The sequence below is a fragment of the Thermostichus sp. MS-CIW-23 genome, assembly GCF_054059455.1.
The window spans coordinates 44,177-60,107 of record NZ_JBSSCC010000002.1 but is presented as its reverse complement, the minus strand read 5'-3'; the positions used below and the strand labels follow the sequence as shown (position 1 = coordinate 60,107).

Here is a 15,931-nt window from a genome sequence, read left to right as displayed (position 1 = left end):
CGGCAGCAGGATAAATAGGATGACGCTCTGACTATACCAAAATAGGATCCCTCCCAAGGCCAGATCCGTTGAGGCGGCTGATGGATTCATCTAGACACAGGCTGGAGGCGGAAGGGGTTAAAGTCGGTTGCCACATCGAAGTAGTCTTCTTGTTCTTGCTGCTTTAGCCAGCCGGTAATGGCATAGGTCAGGGGCGTGAACGCCGCCTCAACGGCACACTTGAACACATAGTTGGAGAGTATTAAGCTGCCCAGGCCGGGGAACACCCCCCAGAAGGCCAAGGTGACAAACAGTCCAGTATCCACCGCTTGGCCCACCAGGGTAGAGCCGATGGTGCGTGTCCACAGCCACCGTCCCCGCGTCCACACCTTCATGCGGGCCAGTACATAGGCGTTGGCAAAGCTGCCTCCCCAATAGGCGATTAAGCTGGCCAGCACAAGGCGGGGCGTCAGGCCCAGAATCTGGTCGTAGGCTTCTTGATAGGGCCAGTCGGGGGCGGCCGGCAGGGATCCCACGATCATGAACGTTACCGACATGAGGGCCGCCGAGAGAAATCCCAGCCAGATCACCCGTCGCGAGCGGGCATAGCCATAGACCTCCGTGAGGATGTCGCCAAAGATATAGCTGAGGGGGAAGAGAATGGTGCCCCCGTCAAAGGTAAAGGGCCCCAGAAGAACGATCTTGGTCGAGGCGATGTTGGAAATCAGCAGCACGGCTACAAATAGAGCCGTCACCGCATCTAGGTGTCGATAAGCTCGCTCAAAAACCCTCTCAGACATCAGGATCCTCCTAGAAGTTTACGGATCTGTCGCAGCTCCTTGACGATCAAGGCCAAACCCTGGGCATGTCGCTCCACTTCGCCGGCGAGCTTGCTGATCTGGGCCTCCAGATTGCTGCTGCGGGATTCCTGACGCGCCAGGCGTTGGTTGATCCCAGAAAGCCGCGCCACCACCTCCCGCTGGATCAAGTTTTCCGTACCTTGAATCAGCAGCGTCTCGATAGCGGTGAGCCGGTTCAGAATCAGTTGGGTGTTGGTTTCGGATCCCGGCTCCGGTGCAGCGGCAGGGGCAACCTGGAGGACCTTTTGGATAAGAGCCAAAAGGGCATCTGCCTCAAACGGTTTCTCGATGAAATCAAAATCGACAAAGGGCTCAGGAATGCGGGCAGTCACCTGTTCCTTCAGCCCCGACATCATGATGATAGGAGTATTTTTCAGACTGTCTTCGCGGCGGATGGCCTGCAAGGTGTCGTAGCCATCCATCTTGGGCATGACAAAATCCAGCAGGATCAGGTCGGGGTGATGTTTTTTGGCCGCTTCCAGCCCTGTCAACCCGTCTTTGGCCTCCACCACTTGGAACTGATCGGCCAAGATGCTGGCCACCATCTTGCGAATCATGATGCTATCGTCAATGACCAACACCGTCTTGGTTGTCATGCTGAGGCGCTCCCTCTTCCCATTATCAAATCGACCTGATCAGCCCCTTCCTCCAGCTCATAGGGCAATCGGGGACATCCTTTTGAGGACACCACTAGAGTACTCCCCTGCTTGGCCAGATGGGGTGTGCTCAGGGATCCAATTCCGCCAGGTTTTCCCCGCGCCCAGCGGCTGCCGGCCCGGCGTGGCCGCCTTGCTATAATTTAAGTGTAAACAAACGTTAAGCCTTCATTCTTCATTCGCACCTTGCAGGGTTATGAGCCTACAACTAAGTCCTGAGCTGTCGCTGCCGATCCCATCTCCAGTCGGAGAAGCTGCCTACCGCGCTTTTCAGTGGGGCAAAAACATCTTCGGCTTTGCCCACAAAGCGCTCTCCACCCAAGCTTCAGATCTGATGCTCTCGGTGCTCAGGGATCTGCAAAGCTTCTCCTCCGGAAGAACCCCGCCGCCGCGGGCCAAGGTGCGGGTGAGCGCTGACACGCTACAGGTGTTGCGGGCCCGTTACGAACAACTCCTGCAAGCGGACTGGCAAGATGCTGAGGCAGGGTACTACCCTCACGCGCTCCTGTTCGACAACCCCTGGCTGGACTTTGCTCGCTATTACCCACAGGTGTGGTTGGATTTGCCGCAAATTACTCGGCGGGTTCACAGCAAGCGTTACCAAGAGTTTTCTCAAGACATCTCCACCGAGGGCTATCCGAAATACTACCTGCAAAATTTTCATTACCAAACCAACGGCTATCTGAGCGACAGCTCGGCTGAGCTTTATGACCTGCAGGTGGAGCTGCTGTTTGGGGGCACAGCGGATGCAATGCGCCGTCGGGTGATTCGCCTGCTCAAAGATGCGTTGGATCCCACCTTGGTCAGCCCCCACATCCTCGATGTAGCTTGTGGCACGGGGCGGATGCTGCGCCTACTGCGGGGATCCCTGCCCAAAGCGGCTTTGTACGGTCTGGATCTTTCCCCCGCCTATCTGCGCAAGGCCAACCGACTGTTGCAGGAGCTGCCGGGGGAGCTGCCCCAGCTTATCCGCGCCAACGCCGAGGCCATGCCCTATGCCGATGCCACCTTTGACGCCGTCATCAGCGTTTTTCTCTTTCATGAGCTGCCTGGCCCGGCCAGACAAAATGTCATCAACGAGATGAGTCGGGTGGTGAAGCCAGGGGGCGTGGTGGTCATCTGCGACTCGGTGCAACTGCTGGATTCGCCAGAGCTGAAGGAGACGATGGAAGCCTTTATGCAAACCTTCCACGAACCCTACTACCGCGACTATATCCACGACGATTTGGGGGCGCGCCTGCAGCAGGCAGGCTGTGCGGTGTTGCGCCGAGAAACTCACTATGTCAGCACCTACACCCTAGCCCGTAAAGGTTGAGCGCCCTTTCCACAAGCTTAAGAGGAAGAGTAAATCGGCGGTCACTTGTCCAGAGGGTGTATAGTAGTTTTAGACACGAAACCTTGGATGAGAAGACGGGCCACTGACTGGATAACCTTCAGGTGCAAGTCCGTCTGAACTCTTTTCTTGTACTTAGGCTCATGTCCCACCCCCATGGATCCCTCCGCGCCGGCATTACTGCTCTCAAGCAGGAGCGCTACCTGGAGGCGATCAACCTTCTCGAGTCGTTCTGCTACTGCTGTTCCATCCAAGAGAGACAGGAGCACCGCCTGAGCGAGCGCAATGGCTCGAGGGCAAATCCGGAAGAATGCGTTTTGGCTCGTGTGGCTCTGATTATGGCTTATCAGGGCAGCGGCGACTTGGAGCGCTCAACTGCCCTTTGCCAAGAGCTGTTGGAGGAGAAGGAAACTCCTGAGTCCGCTCCCTGGGCTCGGGAATGGGCAGCTCAGGCTCTACCGACCCTCAAGCAGGCTTCAGAACACTCCATGCCCCCTGAGGAAGTCATGGCGCGGCTACCCGTTCTCCGGCAGTTGGAAGACTGTCAGCCGCTGTGTAGCTCCCGCGATCCGGCTCCGCATCTGCTCAAATCTGCCCATCTCTAAAGGATAGAGCCAGAGCTCGCAGCGGAAGCCGTGGACGCCCGACTCTGGCCTTTACTCTTGCATAGTTTCACAGCTTGATAGTTTCACAGCGACCTAGCGATCTTAGTCTTATGTCTGCAGCCGAACTGGCCACCTATCATTTTGTCGTTGCCAGCCTGTCTTTCTTACGTTCTGAGCCTCTGGAAGAGGTGTTGGAGGAGCGTCGTCGATACTGCGAGGAGCACCATCACCCTGTCGATTTCTTCTGGGTGCCGCAGCCGGCCTTCATGGAGGCTCCAGAGTTAAAGCCCCTGCGGGACAAGTTGAAGGAGCCCCTGGGGGCAGTGGTATCCACCAACGCGGATTTTATTCGTTGGCTGAGCCTGCGCCTGACTTTTGTGGAAAAAGGCAGCTTTGTGGCTCCCAGCGAGTCGATCCCGGATCCCTTGCGCTCCTTGTCTGCCGCAGGAAGCTAGGCCTGCCGATTCCCAAGATTTGGGTTGGTGGATTGGAAGGCGGGCCAAGATAAGATCGGGGCACCCCATTTCCACTTTTGTTTGCTGACGGGATCCCATTCTGTTGTGGGGCCGACGTCGGGGAAATGGGCAGGTCACCTGGGGAGCATCATGACTTGGGAGCAACGATGGGATTGGCCACAAGGAGGGGCAGGGATCTGCCACCCCAGTTCCCCTCTCCGGGATCTACCTGCATCAACGCCAAGTTGGGGACTGAAGTCAGAAGCTCTCTCGCCTGAGCCGACAGCAAGCTCCACCCTCAGCTTGCTGGAGCATTCTTCCGGGGATCCCTTGCCAGGGCCACCCCCTGAGGATCCCGAAAAGGGGCAAAAAGCAGAGAAGGAAGATCAAGGTCTGTCTGAGCCGGGCCTGAGCAACTTTGTAACCGTGCTGCGCCGGCGCAATTTCCTGCTGCTGTGGATGGGGCAGGCGTGTTCCCAGTTGGCGGACAAGGTGTTGTTGGTGCTGCTGATTGGGTTGGTTGCCCGCGAATTTCAGCCGGAAGGGGCTTCCATCAGCGGTTGGGTCTCGGCCATCATGCTGGCTTTTACGCTGCCGGCGATGCTATTGGGCAGCCTGGCAGGGGTATTTGTGGATCGCTGGCTGAAAAAAGGGGTGTTGGTGCTCTCCAACCTGGGGCGTGGGATCCTAGTGCTGCTGTTGCCGCCGCTGCTCTGGCTCACTGCCGGGCGCGACCTTTGGCCGGGGATCCCCTTGGGGTTTGCGGGGCTGTTGCTGGTGAGCTTTGCCGTCTCGGTTCTGACCCAGTTTTTTGCTCCTGCCGAGCAGGCGACTTTGCCCCTGATCCTGCCGAAGCGAGAGCTGCTGGCGGCCAACTCCCTGTACACCACCACGATGATGGCTTCGCTGATCGTCGGGTTTGCCGTGGGGGAGCCGCTGTTAACCCTGGCAGATCGTTGGGTACGCCATTGGTTGCCGGGCTGGGAAGTGGGGCCGGAGCTGTTGGTGGGAGGAGCCTACCTCTTGGCGGGATCCCTGCTGTTGCTGCTGCAACCCCACGAGAAGCTGGAGCCCCGGCGTTGGGAAGTCCCCCACCTCTGGGAAGATCTCCGCTTGGGCCTGCACTATGTCGGCCAGGTGCCCCTGATCCGAGCTGCTTTGGTGCAGGTGGTGGTGCTTTACTCGCTGTTTGCGGCGCTGGCAGTTTTGGCGGTGCGCATGGCCGAAGTGATGGCAGAGCTGAAGCCGGATCAGTTCGGGGTGTTGTTGGCCGCTGCTGGCCTGGGCATGGGGATCGGCGCCTTTTGGGTGGGCCATACGGGCCGACGGGTGAGCCGCCGCGCCTGGATTGGGCTGGGATCCCTGCTGCTCTGTGGGGCTCTGGCAGCCCTCTCCTGGACGACCCACTGGCTGCTGCCCAGCTTGGGCTGGATTGCCCTGTTGGGCTGTGGCGGGGCTCTGGTGGCGGTGCCGATGCAAACCTTGATCCAAGAGGAAACGCCTGACCATCTGCGAGGCAAGATCTTTGGGCTCCAGAACAACGCCGCCAACATTGCCCTCAGTTTGCCGCTGGTGTTCACGGGATTGGCAGAAGCCCGCCTTGGCCTTCCCTGGATGTTTGTGGCCCTGTCTGTTCTGGCGGGGCTGGCGGGGCTGTACACCTGGAGCTTATTGGGCAGAGAGGTCTCGTAAATCCTGCCGCAGCGCGAGGTTGGATATCCTCTTCCGAGGGGACGGGCCAAGGCAGGAGCTAACTCTGCTACTCTTGTAGAGGTTTAAGAATCGAGACTCCCTTTGCAGCTCAGCGTTTCAGCTCCGCGGGGATCCGCCCATGCATATCGCCTGGATAGGCAAAAAAACACCTTTCTGTGGCAACGTCACCTACAGCCGCGAGGTGACCAACGGCCTTTTGGAGCGGGGCCATCAAGTCAGCTTTTTTCACTTCACCAACGACGGCCAACCGCCCGCCCTGGATCCTGGAGGTGAAGGCTGGAGGGCGGAGCCGGATCGCCGTGACGTTTCCCTCCCCTGTCTGTACAAATCGCAGATTTACACGATCCCGGCCCCCAACGCCAAGCGGTTGCTCACCCAGGCCCTCAAGGAATTGCAGCCGGATCTGGTGCATGCCTCCTTGACCATTTCTCCCATCGACTTTGTGCTGCCGGAGATCTGTGCTGAGCTCAACCAGCCGCTGGTGGCCACCTTCCACCCGGCCTTCGACCGGCGGCGGCGCAACATCGCCTCTCGCACCCAATACTTGGCCTACCAGCTCTACGCCCCGTGTTTGGCCAACTATCACCGCACCATTGTCTTCTCGGAAACGCAACGGGAGATCTTGGTCAAACTGGGGGTGAGCCCCCAGCAGGTGGTGGTCATTCCCAATGGTGTGGATGTGGACAAGTATGCGCCTGGGCCCTCCACCCTCAAACAGCGGTTGGGACTGGAGCGGATCTTCGTCTATCAGGGGCGGGTTTCGCCGGAGAAAAACCTGGAGGCCCTGCTCAAGGCTTGGAAACACTCCCAAATGGGGGAGAAGTGTGGTCTGCTGATCGTGGGGGATGGGCCGCTGCTCAACACCCTCAAGCCCTTCTACACCCTTCAACATGGGATCCACTGGCTGGGCTATATTGCCGACGAGCAGCAACGCATCGAGATCTTGCGAGGAGCCGATGTGTTTATTTTGCCCTCTTTAATCGAGGGGCTCTCTTTGTCCCTGTTGGAGGCGATGGCCTGTGGGCTGGCAGCAGTGGCCACCGATGTGGGTGCCGATGGCGAGGTTTTGGCCGATGGAGCCGGGATCCTGCTGGATCCGACACGGGTGACAGCAGAGCTGCAAACGCTGCTGCCTTTGCTGCGGGATCAACGGGAGTTTACCCAACTGCTGGGGATGAAGGCCCGCCAGCGGGTGCTGGAGCGCTATACCCTCAGCCACAACCTCAGCCAGGTGGAACAGCTCTACCGAGAGCTGTGCCAGGGATCCCGTCAGCCTCGCTGGGTGTGAGGGATGAGTGTGATGAAGCTTGTGATATTTTTGCTAAGCTGTTTCGTTACGTTTCCAAGGGATTAACGCCAGTCTTCCCGATGGATGATCACAGCCCCCAAAAGGCCGTTTTAGGGCAGCCCCCTGCCGGGCTGTCAGATTCTTTGTGGTCAGAGTCCTTGCTGGCCCAGGATTCGGGCAAAAATCCCCTCCCCCCCAATGCTCCGTCGCTGTCGCCCACGGACAATTCGGGGGACTTGCGCTCAGCTCAGACCGGCCAGGATGAGGATCCCACCTCTTCAGGTGCCGTTGCGTCCGATGATAGAGAGCTGCCGGAGGTCAAGCCGGCCATTGTGCCTGCCCCTGCAATGCCGGATCGGGTGGCAGAACTGGAGAGAGAACACCATCGGATGCAGTATCTGCTGGCGTGGCTGGCTTTTGCTCTGCGCTCTTTTAACAACTTGAACCAGATCCTGGAGCTGACGGCTTTTGTGGCCAGCCAACTGACCGATGCCGAAGGCGGAGCCCTGGTTTTGTTCAATCCCAACGGCACCATCCAGTTGGATCAACTGCATTGCTCTGATCTCAATCACCGCGAGCAGATTCGGGCTGAGATGGAGCAAATTACCCAGACCCTCTCGGCTCAAGAGCCCATTCTCAAAACGGAGGGATCCCTGTCTGTTAAGATCCCTGCCCTTGAACACCTCTTGGACGAACGGTTCCGCCAGAGCTTGGGGCCGGATGTACGCCTTTTCGGCACGCCGCTGCTGATTCGCAACTCTGTCCAGGGTCGCTTGTACGTCTTCAGCCGTCAGCCTGGCTACCACTGGGATGAACGTCGCCAACAACTGTTGCGCTTGGTCGCCGATCAGGCAGGGGTGGCCATCGAAAATGACCGCTTGACGGCAGCCTTGCGCCGCAAGATGGCCCTGGAAAAAGAAATGGAGATTGGCTCTTACATCCAGACCCAACTGCTACCTCGGGAGTGCCCTCAAGTCAAAGGCATTCGCCTGGCAGCCCGTTGCCGGGTGGCCAGCAAAGTGGGGGGTGACTACTACGACTTCATCAAGATTCCCGGCGAACGCCTGGAAACATCCGACTCACCTGAAGAAACGGCAGGCTTTCGCTTGGCCATCGTCATTGGGGATGTGATGGGCAAAGGGGTGCCCGCCGGCCTGTTGATGACCATGACCCGCGCCATGGTGCGGGCGGAGGCCCTCAACCGCCATTCGCCGGCCCGTGTTCTGCAACATCTGAACCGGGCCATGTACAGTGACCTGGAAAACTCCAATCGCTTCATCAGCCTGTTTTATTCGGAGTACGATCCCCGCTCCCATCGCCTCTGCTTCAGCAACGCGGCCCACAACCCCACCCTGTGGTGGCAGGCCCGCACCCGAGAAATTCAACCCCTGGACACAGAGGGGGCGCTGATCGGCTTGGAAGAAAACAGCCACTACTCGGAAAGCTGCGTGCAACTGCAACCCGGGGATGTGGTGGTGTACTACACCGATGGCTACACGGAGACAGCCAACACCCGCGGCGAGCGCTTGGAAACCTCTGGGCTGATGGACGCCATCCAGTACGCTGCCCGTCGCTACGACTCCCCCGAAGACATTTTGGAGAGCTTGTTTGAGCAGATGGATGCCTTCCGAGGCCGTCGGGGATCCCATCCTCTTCCCCTATGGCTGCCCGAGGATCCAGAGCTCCTGTTGCAGGACGAGATTTCCCTGCGGCCTGAGCCCGTGGACGACACAACGCTGGTGGTGTTGAAGGTGTTGCCCGACTCCGAGCCAGCCTAGTTAAAAAAGTTCAAACTCAGGGTTAATGACAGCAGGCCGCAACGCTCACAATAGCTCAAGCAAGCTACTCAACGCTACTGGGCTGGGCAGCAACGGTGGGTTGGTTGACGTGGTTTTGCCGGACTACTAGGCTAGTTGGTTAGTTCTGGCATGCGTTCTGCATGGGCTAAAGCCTGCTCCAGCTTTAGTCTGTGTGGCTCTCTCAGAGAGCAAGGAGCGGCTACCTGCAGCTTGCGGGGAAGTCACGCCTGTGGAGATCCCTCTGGCGGGGCAGTGGGGGTGATCTCTGCTGCCAGCCATAGTTCGTTAAGGCAGGAAGAAAGCAGAAGCGCGGCAGACGCTGAGCACTCCGCGCCGCCGGTGCGAGTGGAAGTGTTTGTTGGCGTTTCGTAGGTCTTTCAGAGCGGTACGCTCTAGCTGGTGGAGCTACCAGGTTGGCTGCACTGTGTTATCTACACCTGAGGTACAACCATGAACTTCTCTCCTTCTGGGTCTGAAACCGCCTCGGTTTACTTGCCGGCCCCCGCGGCTTTCCAGACGGAAATGATTGTCGGGCAGGTGTTCCGACAGGATGTGCTGGGCGATATCCGCAAGGGTTGGAATGGCTTTGTGGAATCGGGCCAAATTTGGGCGCTTTTGATAGGGATCGTGGCGGGCTACATGCTCAAGAGCATCACCAGCTCCCACTAGAGCCTTGTCGCCATTGCTCTAGCTGGATCCATTGGGCCTGGGCCGGCGGGGTTTTGGCCGTCGGCGGTCGGTTTCTGTGTTTTTTCTCCACAACTGCAGTGGGGTCTTCCTACGGTGGTCAATCCTTCTCCCCATTCTTCCGGTTCCCAGCCGATGTCTGAGCCGACGGTAACTTCCACCCCTCGCCCCTGGAGCCAACGCTTCGAGGGATCCCTGCATCCTGCCATCGCCCGCTTCAACGCCAGTATCGGCTTCGACATCCGCCTGCTGCCCTACGATGTGGCCGGATCCCTGGCTCATGTGCAGATGTTGGCCGCTTGTGGCATCCTGACCCAGCAAGAGGCCGACCAGATCCGGTGGGGATTGGAGCAGATCCAACAGGAGGCGGCTGCCGGCACCTTCCGGCCCGATCCAGAGGCAGAGGATGTCCACTATGCCGTCGAGCGTCGTTTGGTGGCTTTGGTGGGGGAAGTGGGAAAAAAACTGCATACCGGGCGCTCCCGCAACGACCAAGTGGCCACCGATCTGCGCCTCTATCTGCGGGATCAGATCGATCACCTTCGTCAAGCCCTCTGGGAGCTGCGCGGAGTTTTGTTGGACTTGGCCGAGCGGCATCTGGAGACAATCCTGCCCGGCTACACCCATCTGCAACGGGCTCAGCCGATTAGCTTAGCCCACCACCTCTTGGCCTATGAAGAAATGTTCTGGCGAGACTGGCAACGGCTGGGGCGGGTGCGGGAAGAGGTGAATGTCTGCCCCCTCGGATCCGGAGCTTTGGCCGGCACTTCTCTGCCCATCGATCGGCAGCTCACCGCCCATCTGCTGGGATTTGAGCGGATCAGCGCCAACAGCTTGGATGCCGTCAGCGACCGGGACTACCTGGTGGAGTTCCACGCTGCCGCCAGCTTGATTTTGGTGCATCTCAGCCGCCTCTCGGAAGAGATGATCCTCTGGGCTTCCCAGGAGTTCGGCTTTGTCACCCTCACCGATGCCTGTGCCACCGGCTCCAGCCTCATGCCCCAGAAGAAAAATCCCGATGTGCCGGAGTTGGTGCGCGGCAAGGCGGGGCGGGTGTTTGGCCATCTCCAGGCTTTGTTGGTCACCTTGAAGGGGCTGCCGCTGGCCTACAACAAAGATCTCCAAGAAGACAAAGAGGGACTATTCGACACGGTCGATACCCTGAAAGCCTGCCTAGAGGCGATGACCCTTCTGCTGCGGGAAGGGATCCAATTTCAACCTGAGCGCATGGCGGCTGCTGTGCAGGAAGATTTCTCCAACGCCACCGATGTGGCCGACTACTTGGTGCGCAAAGGGATCCCCTTTCGCACAGCCCATGATTTGGTGGGGCAGATTGTGCGCATTTGTTTGGCAGAGGGGATCCTGCTGCGGGATCTGCCCTTGGAGCGCTGGAAAACCTTCCACCCGGCCTTTGAGGCGGACATTTTGACGGCCATCGATCCCCGCCAGGTGGTGGCCGCGCGGCTCAGCGCCGGGGGAACGGGCTTTGCTGTGGTGCGAGAAGCCCTGCAACGGGCCCAGGCCCGCCACCAGCAGCCAGAGCCATCGGAAGAAACTCCACAAACTTAAACTGAACTCAAGGAGAGTTTGCAATTCTTGGGTTCTTCTCGCCAGTGTGTGCCATCCTGAGGTTCTCAGCCATCCAACGCAACTCCCAGCCTGTTGGCCTCTTCCCTGGGTATCGTTCCATGTTGGATAACCTCACCGCCCACGTCCTCGAAAATGCGGCCAAGCGTCGCTGGCGGGAACGCGCCTACAGCCGATTTTTGCAAGATTGGCGACGGCAAGTGGTGCTGCTGCGCCGTCAACGGGCCGGCGAATTTGGCCCACCCCTGGGGGATCCCTCTTGTGTTTTCAGTGCCCACTCGGCTTGGTTGCGCTGTGCCGTCCATCCCCAAGGGCCGTGCCAGGGTTGCCCCCACTATGCCCCCGTCACCCCTCCAAAGCCAGAGCCACCTCTGGGTTCACTCGATGGACGGGTCTGACCGCGCCACACTGGTGGCCGAACATTTTCAGCAGCGGCGGCCTCTGCGGAACGGCCTGCCCGTTGCGCCCCAATGGCATCCGCTGTAGCTAAGTTGAGGGATCCCCGGCCAACTTGTGCCAGAATAAAAGAACGGTAACTCCATCGGCAAAGGCGAGATTCATGGCCCTCTACCTCTCGGCAGACCACCTTCACAGCATCCGCCAGCACGGCGAACAAGCCTTTCCCCACGAGAGCTGCGGCATTTTAATTGGGGAAATCCGGGGATCCGACAAGATCATCCACGAGCTTTGGGCAGTAGCCAACACCTGGGATCAAGCGGAAAACCCTCTGGCAGACGGGGAATCCAGCCGCCGCCGCTTTTTGATCGATCCGGCGGATTTCAAGCGGGCCAACGACCATGCGGTGCGCAAAGGGCTGGGGATCCTGGGCACCTATCATTCCCATCCCAACCATGCGGCCATTCCCTCCGAGTTTGATCGGCAGCATGCTTTTCCTTGGGGCTTTTCCTGTGTGATCGTCAGTGTGCGCGAGGGCAAGGCAGAAGAGGTGGTGAGCTGGGTTTTGGATGAGCAGGAGCAGCCCCAACGGGAGCCGATGCAGATGCTGGAAGACATTCGCATCCCCCCGCTCCCGGCTTTGGCAAGCTAGAGTCGTTTGGGCTTTGCCGCTGTTTGAGGCTGAAGTTCACGGCTAAGTTCAGTTGGGATCCTTGAAAGCTGGGATGGGCGCCACCGGAAAAAGCGGTAGTCTAGTGCTGAACCTTATCTGTAACATAGCTGAATCCTCAAAGTCAGTGGACAGCCCCAACAAGATCGACAAACGGATAGGTCAGCCCAGATCCTCTGGATCCTCAAAAGTCTCCAGTAGATATCCAAGATCTCTCCCCGAACTCCCATGGCAACCAAAGTTCTGATCCCCTCTCCCCTGCGCCCCTACACCGACAACCTGGAAGCTGTCGAGATCGAGGGCAGCAATGTTGGCGAAGTGATGGGCAACCTCATCGCCCGCTATGGCGAGCTGAAGCGCCACCTCTACACCGAGGATGGGAAGCTGCGCAATTTTGTCAATGTCTACCTCAACGACGAGGATGTGCGCACGTTGCCCCAAGGCAACAACACCCCCGTGGGAGAACAAGCCGTCATCAGCATCGTTCCTGCTATTGCCGGAGGGTTGTGAGCATGTTGAACCTGGACACCAGCCAAGTCAGCCTCTCCCGCGAGGAGATGGAGCGGTTTTCTCGGCATTTGATCCTGCCCGAGGTGGGCCTAGAAGGACAGAAGCGGCTGAAAGCGGGCAAAGTGCTGTGCATCGGCACAGGCGGCCTTGGCTCGCCCCTGTTGCTGTACTTGGCGGCAGCCGGCGTGGGGCGGATCGGCATTGTCGATTTTGATGTGGTGGATGTGTCCAACCTGCAGCGGCAGGTGATCCACGGCACCTCCTGGGTGGGCAAGCCGAAGGTGGAATCGGCCAAGAACCGCATCCTGGAGATCAACCCCCACTGTCAAGTGGATGTTTACAACACCGCCCTGAAGGCCCACAACGCACTGGAGCTGTTTGCCAACTATGACGTGATTGTGGATGGCACCGATAACTTCCCCACCCGTTACCTGGTGAACGATGCCTGTGTGTTGACGGGCAAGCCCAATGTCTACGGCTCGATCTTCCGCTTCGAGGGACAAGCGACGGTCTTCAACTACGAAGATGGGCCCAACTACCGGGATCTCTACCCCGAGCCGCCCCCACCAGGACTGGTGCCCTCCTGCGCCGAAGGGGGAGTGTTGGGGATCCTCCCCGGCATCATCGGTGTTATTCAAGCTACCGAAACCGTGAAGATCCTGCTGGGCGTGGGCACAACCCTAAGTGGGCGGCTGCTGCTTTACGATGCCCTGAACATGAGCTTCCGGGAGCTGAAGCTGCGCAAAAACCCCGCCACTCCTCCCATCACCCAGCTTATCGACTATGAGCAGTTCTGCGGGATCCCGCCAGCCCAAGCCACAGAACAAGCTGGCCAGACAGAGATCCCCGAGATCACTGTGGCCGAGCTGAAAGCGCGGATGGATGCTCACCAAGACTTTGTGTTGGTCGATGTGCGCAACCCGAACGAGTGGGAGATAGGCCGGATCCCTGGTGCTCACCTGATCCCCCTGCCCCAAATTGAAAACGGCGACGGGGTGGAGCAGGTGCGTCGCCTCCTTAACGGCTCAGAGCTGATCGTCCACTGCAAGAGTGGGGCACGCTCGGCCAAAGCCCTGAAGATCCTACAAGCTGCTGGGATCCAAGGAAAAAACCTGCGCGGGGGGATCCTCGCCTGGGCAGAGGCTTACGATCCCTCGATTCCCAAGTACTGACCCTGTCTCAGGATCCCTAGCTGTTGCCCAGTTTGCTTTAGCTAGACCGCCGGGAAGCCCCGCCCTCTATTAGTGGATAGTGGTTAGTAGCTAGTGACTAGCCGGGGTGAGGGTCGGTAGGAGAGGCGGGAGCATGGTGTTTTGTCCTCATTGGTGCTGTAATCAAGGTGGCAGGGTTTTATGCACTGCCGCTATAAACATCAAGTACAGAGCGGTGGGGCATCCCGTCCTTTTCGCGCCAGCGGGACGGAGTCCTTAAGCTCAGGAAATGTCCTTAACTGGAGTCACTGTTCGCGTCAGCGGGACGGAGTCCTTGAAGCCCGCACCCTCTCGCTTTAGCGGCACGGATTGCTTCGCGTAGCATGAGTGCGGGAGTATGTCACCATAGATCCGGTAGATCCGGTGCGCAGGGCCGGTTGCGCCAGATTCTCCCTTTTTCCATGAGTGCCATCCCGCAGGCCGAGACAGAAACGATCTTCCACTCCATCCCCGAAGCCCTCGAAGACCTCAAGTGTGGTCGCATGGTCATCGTGGTCGATGACGAAAACCGAGAAAACGAAGGGGATCTGGTCTGTGCTGCCCAGTTTGCCACGCCCCAAGCTATCAACTTCATGGCCACCTACGGGCGGGGCCTTATCTGCCTGGCCATGCAGGGATCCCGCCTCGATGAGCTGAAGATCCCGCTGATGGTGGGGCAGAACACCGACAGCAACCAAACTGCCTTCACCGTCAGCATTGATGCTGGGCCAGAGGCTGGAGTTTCCACCGGCATTTCCGCTGCCGATCGCTCTCGCACCATTCAGGCGGCCATTCACCCGCACACGCGACCGGAAGATCTGCGCCGGCCTGGGCATGTCTTTCCGCTGCGGGCACGGGAGGGCGGAGTACTCAAACGGGCTGGCCATACGGAAGCAGCGGTGGATCTGGCGATGTTGGCCGGGCTGTATCCGGCAGGGGTGATTTGCGAGATCCAAAACCCGGATGGCTCCATGGCCCGCCTGCCCCAGTTGATCGAATATGCCCGTCAGCACGATTTGAAGATCATCACCATCGCCCACCTCATCGAGTACCGCCTGCGCACCGAACAACTGGTTCACCGAGAGGCTGCCGCCACCCTGCCGACGGAGTTCGGCCAGTTTCGGGTTTACGGCTACCGCGATAGCCTCAACCAAGTCGAGCACCTGGCTCTGGTGAAAGGGGATCCGGACCAATTTGCCTCTGAGCCCGTCTTGGTGCGCGTCCATGTGGAGTGTCCCCTAGGGGATGCGCTGGGATCCCTGCGCTGCGATTGTCGCCGCCAATTGACAGCGGCCCTGAAGATGATCGACCACCAAGGCAAGGGGGTACTGGTGTACCTGCGCCGGCAAGAGCAGGAGCTGAGTCTCATCGAGCAAATCAAGTCCTACGCCCGGCAAGATCTGGGACTTTCTGAAACCGCGCCACCGGTGGCGATGGACTTGCGCGATTACGGCATCGGCGCCCAGATCCTACGGGATGTAGGGGTGCGCAAAATGCGCCTGATCAGCAACACCTCTCGCCACATCAGCGGCTTGAAAGGATTTGGCCTGGAAGTGGCCGAGCGCGTGCCCCTGCTGGTGGAAGAGCCGGATCTCAATTTGCACGTGGAGCCGTCCTGTTCCCTGAAACTGTTGCTGCACGACGCTGGCGCAACCGATTCCGGCTCAAGCCTGTAGCGCGTTGTAGGGCCGAGGGCTATGGTGGAACAAAGACTGGGGTGCAGCCGGCTCGCCATCCACCACATAAGCCTTGGATCCCCAGCCCCAGAAAGACCAGAAAGGACGTTCGGGCCCCGATGGAGCCGTCATTGCTATGCGACGCTTCCGCGCTGGTGACAGGGGTGCGGAGCACTGGCGCGCTGGCGAGACGGAGTCCCTGGCTGTGGGGCTCAAGAGTTGCTTCGGCAAGACGGGAATGTCGGATCCCACCTGCGACCACACCTCATAGCTCCGAGGGCGCACCACCACGAGGCTGATCAGGGATCCGTGATCCATGTCGTAGCGGCAACTGGCGATGGCCTCTTGCAGCTGAGAAAAGCCCCGGTTGAAGACGTAAAAATGGTCTTGGAAGCGGATGGCCTCCCAGAAACCTTCCCGTGTAACTGCCACATGGTCATGATCGGCGGAGGCGTAGTCGAGGATCACCATACGTGTAAAGACTGATCAGCGATGAATCAAAATGAGAGAGCTTTTACCGTATTTCC

16 protein-coding genes are annotated in these 15,931 nt (G+C 59.0%); 13 read left to right on the top strand and 3 right to left on the bottom strand.

Annotated features, from left to right (window positions below; genetic code table 11):
- Positions 1-86: 86 nt before the first annotated feature.
- Both ACVW0B_RS01395 and ACVW0B_RS01390 read right to left on the bottom strand, forming a co-directional pair.
- A complete protein-coding gene (locus ACVW0B_RS01395) occupies positions 87-779 on the bottom strand; it encodes a queuosine precursor transporter (RefSeq protein WP_414329328.1) in 693 nt (230 codons plus the stop codon).
- The gene (locus tag ACVW0B_RS01390; protein ID WP_011433646.1) at positions 779-1,435 is read right to left on the bottom strand and encodes a response regulator; all 657 of its coding nucleotides are present in this window, start codon (positions 1,433-1,435) and stop codon (positions 779-781) included. The genes ACVW0B_RS01395 and ACVW0B_RS01390 overlap by 1 nt, the downstream gene beginning before the upstream one ends.
- Before the next feature lie 256 nt (positions 1,436-1,691).
- Here ACVW0B_RS01390 and ACVW0B_RS01385 point away from each other — a divergent pair, with 256 nt between their 5' ends.
- The 13 genes from ACVW0B_RS01385 to ribB all read left to right on the top strand — a co-directional run bounded on the left by ACVW0B_RS01385 (position 1,692) and on the right by ribB (position 15,404).
- Positions 1,692-2,810 carry a class I SAM-dependent methyltransferase gene (locus ACVW0B_RS01385; protein ID WP_457396159.1) on the top strand — a complete coding sequence of 373 codons (1,119 nt, stop codon included), beginning with the start codon at positions 1,692-1,694 and terminating at the stop codon, positions 2,808-2,810.
- 161 nt (positions 2,811-2,971) lie between these two features.
- Entirely contained in the window at positions 2,972-3,433 is a 462-nt protein-coding gene (locus ACVW0B_RS01380) for a hypothetical protein (RefSeq protein WP_457490762.1), read from the top strand.
- A gap of 110 nt (positions 3,434-3,543) precedes the next feature.
- Positions 3,544-3,888, top strand: coding sequence for an MgPME-cyclase complex family protein (locus ACVW0B_RS01375; RefSeq protein WP_414413585.1), 345 nt, complete (start codon positions 3,544-3,546; stop codon positions 3,886-3,888).
- Between the two features lie 150 nt (positions 3,889-4,038).
- Entirely contained in the window at positions 4,039-5,580 is a 1,542-nt protein-coding gene (locus ACVW0B_RS01370; protein ID WP_457490761.1) for an MFS transporter, read from the top strand.
- Between the two features lie 139 nt (positions 5,581-5,719).
- Entirely contained in the window at positions 5,720-6,889 is a 1,170-nt protein-coding gene (locus ACVW0B_RS01365) for a glycosyltransferase family 4 protein (RefSeq protein ID WP_457490760.1), read from the top strand.
- 80 nt (positions 6,890-6,969) lie between these two features.
- Positions 6,970-8,667 carry a PP2C family protein-serine/threonine phosphatase gene (locus tag ACVW0B_RS01360; RefSeq protein ID WP_414342440.1) on the top strand — a complete coding sequence of 566 codons (1,698 nt, stop codon included), beginning with the start codon at positions 6,970-6,972 and terminating at the stop codon, positions 8,665-8,667.
- Between the two features lie 471 nt (positions 8,668-9,138).
- Positions 9,139-9,357 carry a hypothetical protein gene (locus ACVW0B_RS01355; protein WP_414329334.1) on the top strand — a complete coding sequence of 73 codons (219 nt, stop codon included), beginning with the start codon at positions 9,139-9,141 and terminating at the stop codon, positions 9,355-9,357.
- Between the two features lie 153 nt (positions 9,358-9,510).
- Complete coding sequence (gene argH / locus ACVW0B_RS01350) at positions 9,511-10,944, top strand: argininosuccinate lyase (protein ID WP_457473707.1); 1,434 nt, start codon at positions 9,511-9,513, stop codon at positions 10,942-10,944.
- A 119-nt stretch (positions 10,945-11,063) separates the two neighbouring features.
- Entirely contained in the window at positions 11,064-11,360 is a 297-nt protein-coding gene (locus tag ACVW0B_RS01345; protein ID WP_414329336.1) for a DUF6464 family protein, read from the top strand.
- 161 nt (positions 11,361-11,521) lie between these two features.
- Positions 11,522-12,010: a M67 family metallopeptidase gene (locus tag ACVW0B_RS01340; protein ID WP_414522375.1), complete on the top strand. Its 489-nt coding sequence runs from the start codon at positions 11,522-11,524 to the stop codon at positions 12,008-12,010.
- 246 nt (positions 12,011-12,256) lie between these two features.
- Entirely contained in the window at positions 12,257-12,538 is a 282-nt protein-coding gene (locus ACVW0B_RS01335) for a MoaD/ThiS family protein (RefSeq protein ID WP_011433658.1), read from the top strand.
- Positions 12,539-12,540: 2 nt separating this feature from the next.
- Entirely contained in the window at positions 12,541-13,710 is a 1,170-nt protein-coding gene (moeB, locus tag ACVW0B_RS01330; protein WP_011433659.1) for a molybdopterin-synthase adenylyltransferase MoeB, read from the top strand.
- Positions 13,711-14,150: 440 nt separating this feature from the next.
- Entirely contained in the window at positions 14,151-15,404 is a 1,254-nt protein-coding gene (gene ribB / locus ACVW0B_RS01325) for a 3,4-dihydroxy-2-butanone-4-phosphate synthase (RefSeq protein WP_457490759.1), read from the top strand.
- Here ribB and ACVW0B_RS01320 read toward each other — a convergent pair.
- The gene (locus ACVW0B_RS01320; protein WP_457490758.1) at positions 15,393-15,875 is read right to left on the bottom strand and encodes a hypothetical protein; all 483 of its coding nucleotides are present in this window, start codon (positions 15,873-15,875) and stop codon (positions 15,393-15,395) included. The two genes, ribB and ACVW0B_RS01320, sit on opposite strands and share 12 nt — an antisense overlap.
- Between the last annotated feature and the right edge of the window lie 56 nt (positions 15,876-15,931).

Bases quoted from the DNA above. Each gene is read 5' to 3' on its own strand.
- ACVW0B_RS01390 (WP_011433646.1), bottom strand. From the start codon at position 1,435: ATGACAACCAAGACGGTGTTGGTCATTGACGATAGCATCATGATTCGC.
- ACVW0B_RS01360 (WP_414342440.1), top strand. From the start codon at position 6,970: ATGGATGATCACAGCCCCCAAAAGGCCGTTTTAGGGCAGCCCCCTGCC.
- moeB (WP_011433659.1), top strand. From the start codon at position 12,541: ATGTTGAACCTGGACACCAGCCAAGTCAGCCTCTCCCGCGAGGAGATG.
- argH (WP_457473707.1), top strand. From the start codon at position 9,511: ATGTCTGAGCCGACGGTAACTTCCACCCCTCGCCCCTGGAGCCAACGC.
- ribB (WP_457490759.1), top strand. From the start codon at position 14,151: ATGAGTGCCATCCCGCAGGCCGAGACAGAAACGATCTTCCACTCCATC.
- ACVW0B_RS01340 (WP_414522375.1), top strand. From the start codon at position 11,522: ATGGCCCTCTACCTCTCGGCAGACCACCTTCACAGCATCCGCCAGCAC.
- ACVW0B_RS01335 (WP_011433658.1), top strand. From the start codon at position 12,257: ATGGCAACCAAAGTTCTGATCCCCTCTCCCCTGCGCCCCTACACCGAC.
- ACVW0B_RS01395 (WP_414329328.1), bottom strand. From the start codon at position 779: ATGTCTGAGAGGGTTTTTGAGCGAGCTTATCGACACCTAGATGCGGTG.
- ACVW0B_RS01380 (WP_457490762.1), top strand. From the start codon at position 2,972: ATGTCCCACCCCCATGGATCCCTCCGCGCCGGCATTACTGCTCTCAAG.
- ACVW0B_RS01385 (WP_457396159.1), top strand. From the start codon at position 1,692: ATGAGCCTACAACTAAGTCCTGAGCTGTCGCTGCCGATCCCATCTCCA.
- ACVW0B_RS01370 (WP_457490761.1), top strand. From the start codon at position 4,039: ATGACTTGGGAGCAACGATGGGATTGGCCACAAGGAGGGGCAGGGATC.
- ACVW0B_RS01355 (WP_414329334.1), top strand. From the start codon at position 9,139: ATGAACTTCTCTCCTTCTGGGTCTGAAACCGCCTCGGTTTACTTGCCG.
- ACVW0B_RS01345 (WP_414329336.1), top strand. From the start codon at position 11,064: ATGTTGGATAACCTCACCGCCCACGTCCTCGAAAATGCGGCCAAGCGT.
- ACVW0B_RS01375 (WP_414413585.1), top strand. From the start codon at position 3,544: ATGTCTGCAGCCGAACTGGCCACCTATCATTTTGTCGTTGCCAGCCTG.
- ACVW0B_RS01320 (WP_457490758.1), bottom strand. From the start codon at position 15,875: ATGGTGATCCTCGACTACGCCTCCGCCGATCATGACCATGTGGCAGTT.
- ACVW0B_RS01365 (WP_457490760.1), top strand. From the start codon at position 5,720: ATGCATATCGCCTGGATAGGCAAAAAAACACCTTTCTGTGGCAACGTC.